Source organism: Pelovirga sp. (assembly GCF_059864205.1).
The window spans coordinates 1-7,821 of record NZ_JCBCBS010000187.1 but is presented as its reverse complement, the minus strand read 5'-3'; the positions used below and the strand labels follow the sequence as shown (position 1 = coordinate 7,821).

General features: G+C 53.7%; 7 protein-coding genes and 1 tRNA gene. 2 read left to right on the top strand and 6 right to left on the bottom strand.

The genetic code is table 11. The features are described from left to right. The 4 genes from hisZ to mnmH form a co-directional block, all read right to left on the bottom strand. Positions 1 to 1,043, bottom strand: a 1,043-nt coding sequence (gene hisZ / locus AC6F7T_RS11810; RefSeq protein ID WP_500719095.1) for an ATP phosphoribosyltransferase regulatory subunit, incomplete at its 3' end; no start/stop codon positions are given. A 211-nt stretch (positions 1,044 to 1,254) separates the two neighbouring features. Beyond that, positions 1,255 to 2,349: a magnesium/cobalt transporter CorA gene (corA, locus tag AC6F7T_RS11805; protein WP_500719093.1), complete on the bottom strand. Its 1,095-nt coding sequence runs from the start codon at positions 2,347 to 2,349 to the stop codon at positions 1,255 to 1,257. 19 nt (positions 2,350 to 2,368) lie between these two features. Beyond that, positions 2,369 to 3,874 carry a leucyl aminopeptidase gene (locus AC6F7T_RS11800; protein WP_500719091.1) on the bottom strand — a complete coding sequence of 502 codons (1,506 nt, stop codon included), beginning with the start codon at positions 3,872 to 3,874 and terminating at the stop codon, positions 2,369 to 2,371. Between the two features lie 87 nt (positions 3,875 to 3,961). Then, positions 3,962 to 5,005 carry a tRNA 2-selenouridine(34) synthase MnmH gene (gene mnmH / locus AC6F7T_RS11795; RefSeq protein ID WP_500719089.1) on the bottom strand — a complete coding sequence of 348 codons (1,044 nt, stop codon included), beginning with the start codon at positions 5,003 to 5,005 and terminating at the stop codon, positions 3,962 to 3,964. A 142-nt stretch (positions 5,006 to 5,147) separates the two neighbouring features. Between mnmH and AC6F7T_RS11790 the strand changes: the two genes are divergently transcribed. Further along, a tRNA-Met gene (locus AC6F7T_RS11790) sits at positions 5,148 to 5,224 on the top strand. 67 nt (positions 5,225 to 5,291) lie between these two features. Here AC6F7T_RS11790 and AC6F7T_RS11785 read toward each other — a convergent pair. After that, entirely contained in the window at positions 5,292 to 6,377 is a 1,086-nt protein-coding gene (locus AC6F7T_RS11785) for a RelA/SpoT-related domain-containing protein (protein WP_500719087.1), read from the bottom strand. Positions 6,378 to 6,651: 274 nt separating this feature from the next. Then, positions 6,652 to 6,852 carry a cold-shock protein gene (locus AC6F7T_RS11780; protein WP_191155327.1) on the bottom strand — a complete coding sequence of 67 codons (201 nt, stop codon included), beginning with the start codon at positions 6,850 to 6,852 and terminating at the stop codon, positions 6,652 to 6,654. Between the two features lie 733 nt (positions 6,853 to 7,585). Between AC6F7T_RS11780 and AC6F7T_RS11775 the strand changes: the two genes are divergently transcribed. Continuing rightward, positions 7,586 to 7,821 (top strand): hypothetical protein (locus AC6F7T_RS11775; RefSeq protein WP_500719085.1); only part of this gene is annotated, 236 nt, incomplete at its 3' end.

Here is a 7,821-nt window from a genome sequence, read left to right as displayed (position 1 = left end):
GTGGAGTAGACAAGCAGGTCGCTGCTGGGCGCGACGGTCTCGTCGAGATTTTTATCCAGGGCAAAGAGCAGGTGGAGGAGGCTGAAAGTGAAGCCGGTTGCCGGTGCATCAAAGCCATATTGAGCCATCAGGGTATTGTAGCGACCACCACCGCAGATGCTGCGCCCGAGGCCGGGGAGGAACCCCTGGAAGGTCATGCCGGTGTGATAGTTCAGGCCGCGCAGTTCACCGAGATCGATGGTGACATGCTCGCTGACGCCGTAGGTTTCAAGGACATCAAGAATGTCTGCGAGGTTATCCAGGGCGCGACGGGAGCGATCGTTGCTGACTGACTTTTCGGCGCGTGCGAGGACTTCGCGGCCACCAAAGAGGCGCGGCAGGGCGAGAATCTCGGCCCGAGTGCGGTCACTGATGGTCGTTTTTTGGAGGAGTAGCTCAAGTTCGGAACTGTCTTTGCGCAGGATGGCATCGGCAACCTGTTCGGCCTTGTGACGATCGACAGGAAGTCCGTCCATGACGCCGCGGAAAAACTCCATCTGACCGATATCGACGGTAAATTTGGTGGCGCCGACGGCACTCAAGGCCTCAATCGTCATGGCGATCATTTCGGCATCGGCTTCCGGACTATCAAGGCCGATCAGTTCAACTCCGGACTGGAAAATATCACGATCCTTGCCGGCCTGCTGCTCGGTATGGCGCAATACCCGACCGTTGTAGCACAGGCGTAACGGCAACAGCATCTGATTCATGCGCGTGGCGGCAATGCGGGCAACCTGGGCGGTCATGTCCGGTGGAAAAGCGAGGAGGCGGTTACTCTGGCGGTCGTCGAAGCGGAACGCGCGATCACGCAACCCTTCCCCGAGACCACGTTCGAGCACATCAAGAAATTCCAGTTGGGGGGGGATTACCGGGCGAAACCCCCAGGCGGAATAGACCTTGCGAAGCTGCTGTTGCAAAAATTCCAGCTTGGCCGCTTTTAGAGGGAGAAAATCACGAACCCCTTTGGGGAGGTCAGAATCTTGTGGTGGATCAGAAAAGCGCATGAACTAAAGCTCCGCTGAGGTGCCCGAATAATTTCCTTTACTATAAGGAGGAGGCACCATCGTTGTCTGTTATGCCGAACGCGGCAATCTAGCAACAGTTTCACTGCTGTGTCAAGCTGTCACCGCCTGACAAATGGGGGCAGAAGGCCAGGTTTGAACCACAAAATATCAGTTTGTTGTGCTCTGTGCCCCTGTGCCTCTGTGGTGGCAGCTAAAACCAATTTTTACGTTTAAAATACCAGAGCATTCCTGCCGCGCATGCCACCATCAGCAGCAGAGCAAAGGGGTAGCCAAAACGCCACTGTAATTCCGGCATGATGGTGAAGTTCATGCCGTAAACCCCGGTGATAAAGGTCAGGGGGATGAAGATAGAAGCAATGACGGTCAACACCTGCATGACTTCGTTGGTGCGGTAACTCATGCTCGAGAGGGACAGTTCGATCAGTCCCTTGGCGGTATCACGGTAGCTCTCGAGGTTGGCTAGAATATGAAGAATATGGTCGTGAAGATCGCGTAGATAAAGGCGGGTGCGCTCTTCGATCAATGGTGACTCGCTGTGAATCAGAACCCGGGTCAGGTCGTGGATAGGGGAAACCGTCTTGCGTACGAACGATAATTGGCCACGGATCTGGTGGATCTGTTGCAATAAATTACGACTGGGGTGGTCAATCAGCTCAGCCTCGATCAGATCGAGACGCTCACCGATGGTTTCCAGCACGTGGTAATAGCTGTCGAAAACTGTATCCATCAGCGCATAAGCGAGGTAGTCGGCGCCGCGTTCGCGGAATTTGGCGTTCTTCGCAGCCAGGCGCTGATGTACCATATTGAACAGCTCACCCGTCTGCTCACGAAAAGTAAACAGGCGCCCGCTACTTAGAGCCAGACAGAACTGTTCATCGCGGATCTGCAGGTGGTCGCCATCTAGCGTCAAAAGCTTAAGGATGATCAGGATAGCGTCATCGTATTCTTCATACTTGGGTTGATGGTGGGTGTTGAGAATATCTTCCTGGGCCAGGGCATGAAGCTGGGCCAGGTTGCCGAGTTCGTTGACCAGAGTGATATCGTGCAGACCCTCAAGGTGAACCCAGCTGACGCCGTCGGTCGGCGCCGGTGGGAGACAGTCGGCCAGAGAGGCGGCAGATCGCTGCTGATAGTCGCTCGGGCTGAAATCGGTGCGGGTCAGAAGCGGGTGCTCCATTTCCCGCGTGCCGACATGGATCAGGGTCCCTGGGGGCAGACCAATCTGTTTCGGCGGCGTGCGAAACAGGGAGGTGACGGTTTTAAAACTGGCGGATAAGGGTTTCATTGCTGGTCCTTTGCGCTGGTCAGGCCACTCCGGTTTCATCAAGCAGGTAGTCGATGAGCAGACGGACGCCGAAGCCACTGCCGCCACGGGGGATGCCGGCTCTGCCTTTATCCTCCCAGGCCATGCCGGCAATATCCAGATGTGCCCACTTATACTGGTCGGCAAATTTGTGCAGGAAGGCGGCAGCAGTGATGGTGCCGGCCGGACGACCACCGGTGTTTTTTACATCGGCAAAATCACTCTTGATCTGGCCGGCGTATTCTTCCCACAAAGGGAGCTGCCACAGGCGTTCGCCACTGCGCTGCCCGGCTTTGAGCAATTGATCGATCAGCTTGTCATCATTGCCGAGGATCGCCGCCGCCTGATTGCCGAGAGCGATGATGCAGGCGCCGGTCAGGGTGGCCAGATCAATCACCGCCCGGGGTTTATAACGTCCCACATAGGTCAGGGCATCAGCGAGGATGAGGCGCCCTTCGGCATCGGTATTGAGAACTTCAATGGTCTTGCCCGACAGGGAGGTCAGGATGTCCCCGGGGCGGATGGCGTTGCCGGAGGGCATGTTTTCCACCGCCGGAACCACCGCAACCAGGTTGATGGCTAATTTGAGGCGGGCGGCGGCCAACATGGTCCCGATAACGGTTGCCGCTCCGCCCATGTCCATCTTCATCTCATCCATCTTGTCGGCAGGTTTAAGGGAAATACCGCCGGTATCAAAGGTAACGCCTTTACCGACCAGCGCCAGTGGGGCAGCGCCGTTTGGATCACCTGAATACTCAAGCACAATCAGATAGGGTGGGCGTGTGCTTCCCTGGGCAACACCGAGGAGCGCACCGCAACCAAGCTGTTGGAGCCGCGCCTGATCAAGCAGATGGGATGTGATGCCGTTTTTTTCCGCCATGGCTACCGCCTGCATGGCAAGAAATTCCGGCGATTTGAGGTTGCCGGGGGCGTTCACCAGATCGCGCGCCAGGTGAACGCCGGCACAGATCGCTTCGGCTCTGCCGGCGCCACGTTGCAGCAGGGCAAGGGTTTTTGCGTCGGCCGCCAACAGGACAATCTGTTCCAAAGGTTTTGCTGTGTCGGGTGTCGGGCTTTGATAGCGCAGATATTGATAGTTGGCCAGCAGTATCCCTTCGACGATGGCCTGCGCCTGTTGTTCTGCCGTGGTTTTTTTAATCACCAGATCGCTCTGGCTAAAGGTGACCTTGCTGATGTTTTTTTGTTTGAGCACCGCCACCGCGCTGCCGGCGGCCTGGCGTAATTTGTCCAGCGAGGCGTCACCTGCTTTGCCGATCCCTACCAGCAAAATACGATTGGGTCCGCTCGTGCCGGCGGCGTGAAGCATGAGGGTTTCTGCGTGGCGGCCACGAAATTCATTGTTACGCTGTGCTGTGGTGACCAGTTGGCGTAAATGATCATCAAGCTGGGTGAGGAGTTGGGGGCTGGTTCGTCCTTCCGGGGTAAAAAAAATAAGGCAGGGGGTGGAGATGGTGGTAGTGCTCGTTTTTTTGACCAGAATCTTCATGATAACTGCTCCGTGCGGTTGTCGGTTGTGCATCAATTGTGGCTGAAAAAGGTCGACGGACGGCCGGGTGAAGCGGGAAGAGCACAGTCAATGGGCCTCTTCCAGACGCTTGATGGCGCTCATGACCGCTGCCGCCCCTTGCTCGAGAGAATCATAACAGATTTCCTGATGGTGCTGGGGCTTGGTGTGCAGATAGAGGGGATCATAGTAGTCTTCCATCAGTCTGGAGATCAGCAGCTGCCAGTTTTCGGTGTCGAGTAATTGCTGGAGTTGGTCGACACTTTTGTTTCCCAGCCGCTCACGCAGGGAATCTAGGGCGCGGGCAATCGCGGGGTGGAGCTGCTCCAAGTCGGGATAGTCGGCAAGAATAACCTCGGTACGTAGTTTCATCGAGGTGGTGAGCCAGAGGCTGGGCTGTTGCTGCATGGCCTGATGGAAACGTGGTGGGACAGCGCGGCGGCCGATATGGCGACTCTCCCCTTCGGTGATGAGGTAAGGGCTGTCGTGCAATTCATCCAGCCTGGCCCACAGGCGCGTCTCAAATTGTTTTTGTCCGGGCTGTTCACCCAGACCCAGACCACCAAAGGCGCTGCCACGATGATTGGCGATTTGTTCCAGATCAATAACCGGCTGCCCCTGTTGAGTCAGTTGTTGCAGGATGCGCGTTTTGCCGATACCGGTCAGACCGCGCAGCACATAGATTTTGGGCCACTGGTATTGGTCAAAATAGTCGCAGACCATGCGGCGAAAGGCTTTGTGCCCACCGCTGAGTTGGCGCGCGGGAATTCCAGCCAGGTTCATGAAGCTGGTCATGGCCAGGGAGCGCATGCCGCCGCGCCAGCAGAAAATCACTGCCGGCAACGTCGATCGGCCGCGGGCCGATTCGATCTGACTGACGAAATCGGGAATTTTTGGGGCGGCGATGACAACACCACGGCGGCGCGCGATCATTTTCCCCCGCTGCTTATAGAGGGTACCGATCTCGGCACGTTCATCATTGCTGAACAGGGGGACATTGATCGCACCGGGGATACTTGCTTGGGTAAATTCGGCCGGAGAGCGAACATCAACCAGCAGTGCCTGTTGCCGGCGGTATTTAAGTGCTGCTTCCAGGTCGATGGTTGCTTGCATTGCTGTGCTCCAGGAGGTGGTGCTGCGTCGGTTTGTGTCGCCGGGGTGAAGAAGGTCGGGGCAACTATGGGGACGAAAAGTTAATGATGTCAAGAAAAAGGTTGACAGTATCGGTTATGAGGAATAGGGTGTCAAATTCTGACGCGGGATGGAGCAGTCTGGTAGCTCGTCGGGCTCATAACCCGAAGGTCGGGGGTTCAAATCCCTCTCCCGCAACCAATAAAAACAAGAGGCCACTGGATCAAGCGATTCGGCGGCCTTTTTTTTGCCTGCGTGCCGTTGCCGGCTATTTTTCTTCGTTGTCTGCCGGGGAGGTGTTTCCCCTGGTACGGAGCCAACGATTGAAGCGTTCCCGTGGCCCTTGTGAGAGGATACGTTCAAAGGTTTTGCGGTCGTGCAGGTAGAGGCAGTGGCGAACAATGGTATAGGGGCTGAAGGTATTGTCCGGATTGGCCGCCATGAAGAGATTGCGATAGTCCTTGACGGTTTTAAGGTTGTTTACCAGCGACTGATGCAAATCGGAGCGTTTGAAGTGGTGATCCAGGGAGAGAATATCCTGAACAAAGTTATCGACCTTATAGTCCTGAAATTCAAAATCCCGGAAAAAGTGTCCGGCGACCCGCAAGAAGTTAAAAGCGTTAATGACTCTGCTGTTAATGGACTGGGCGTCTTCCATCTCCTCATCGCTGGTCGGGCTGTCGCTTAAGGGGGCCGCTGTGGCCGCCTCCATCAGTTCGCTGGTGGCATTGCGGATTTCCTTGAACTCGCGGTCGGCCAATTCAAACAGGGCCGAGAGGACATTGATGCGGCGTTTGAGATTATTGGGAATGGACTTTTTATATTTGATTTTGTGGTCAAGGACGCTCCAGGTGTCCTGAATCAGCGAGCGGATCTGAACCTCAAAGGGAAAGTTGGCAATATCATCGTCATTAGGACTGGGTGTAGCGGGAGCGAGGTCCATGTGGAGGCCTTTGTAGCCGAAAAGATCTTCTGTTCCTTCCATGGCCGCAATCTTGTCAGTGACGTCGATGATGTTGAAATGTTCCTTGAGGGTTTCAGATACCAGGGCGACCTGATCCTCGTAGAGACAGACAATGCGAATGCCGATCAGGTCACTAAGGTAGTCTTTAATGGCATAGGGACAACCTTCGGTTTCCAGGCCACCCTGGTACTTGCGCTGAAACTTTTTGATGCATTCGTCCTGGTCTTTGATGCGCCCTTCAATTTTGGTCACCTCGCCCAGATCTGACTGTCTTATCAGTGTTTCAATGGTGCTGATGTAGCGATTTTTGGTGGTTTCGAGGTCGCGCTGGTGGCGTGCGTAGAAATCTCGAAAAAGCTTCTTTTCCAGTTCGAAATCCAGAGAGGCCAATGGTTTTATCCTGTTGTTGTAATTTTAAAAATTTGAGGTTGTGGCTTCTGTGAAAGCTGTTACGTTTGTATTGAAAAAGATTTTTCACTGTGTTTGATAAATATACCAGCTTTTCTGTTCTGTGGGGAGGGTGCTTATAGATTTTTCGATAGTGACTTTGCTGGTTGAAGGGAATGTGCCGGCGTCGGATCAGGGGCCGGCACAAAAAAATAGGCGCAAAGCGGGCAAAAAAAAGGCCCCGAAAACGGGGCCTTTTGGCGTATGCAAATATGAATCAGATTCTTTGCACGTTGGCCGATTGAGGGCCCTTCTGGCCTTGGGTCACGTCAAAACGAACGCGATCACCTTCGGCAAGAGATTTGAAACCGTCGCCCTGGATCTGTGAGAAGTGAACGAACACGTCCGGTCCGTTATCCTGCTCGATGAAGCCAAAACCCTTAGAATCGTTGAACCACTTTACTGTACCTTCTGCCATTTTTTCTCTCCATGTTCCCCGCGGGAACTTTTTAGTGTTTGTGTCCTTATTTTTCGCCAATAAAAAACACGCACCCTTATTAAGGTCTGCGTGTTCTGATCCGTATGACAAATTGTTGTCGGGCGAAAAGAATAATCCACAAACGTGTTAAGTTGTGGGGGACGCTAGCATGGTCGAGCTGGTAGATGCAAGTAAAAAAAGAATTTTTTTTGTAACTATTCAGCGGTTGTGTTGGTTTTGTTCTCCTGAGCCCCGGCATCGGTTTAACGAGAGGCTGTCAGGTCGGCACGGCTTTGCTGCCGTTGCTCTGGTTCCCGGCTGTCGTGGCGGGAATGCTGAAGGGTTATTGACCAATCTGTAAAGCCGTTCTACAATACGTCATTGTTAAAGTCGTAAAAGCCTGAGCAGAGGCTCACGATTGTCTTGTCAGGGGAACGGAAACTGCTGTTATTTCTATGATTATGGGAGTATTTCGGGATTTATCATAATTTTGTTCTAATTCCCCTTGAGGTAAATTTTTAAATAGGCTTTTTTTCGCCACTGTAGGCTGCGGACCGCCACTTTTTATCGTGTCTGGAATATGTTGTTCCCTATGGGTTGTTGCCTTGTTTCCGCCTTCACTGGGGTTGTCAGAACCTTGTTTTGTTTTCTGGTGCTGTTGGCATCGGGATTGCTACCTTCACGCAGTGCAAATTAAATTGCGCTCTACAGTAACTTTTCCAAGGAGGAAAAAATGTCGTACATCAAAAAGTTTTTAGCAGGCTTTACAGTAACAATGTTTGTCGTCACCATGGTTTTAGCGGGTGGTGCATCTGATGCTCTTGCTCAGTCGCGCCTGGCCTTCTCCGGAGGCCCTGACGGTGGCACCTTCCAGTATTTTTCCAATGCCATTTCTTCACGTTTGAGCCGTACTCAAGCTGACATGGATGTTTCCAACATGATGTCGGCTGGTTCGGTTGAGAACCTGCG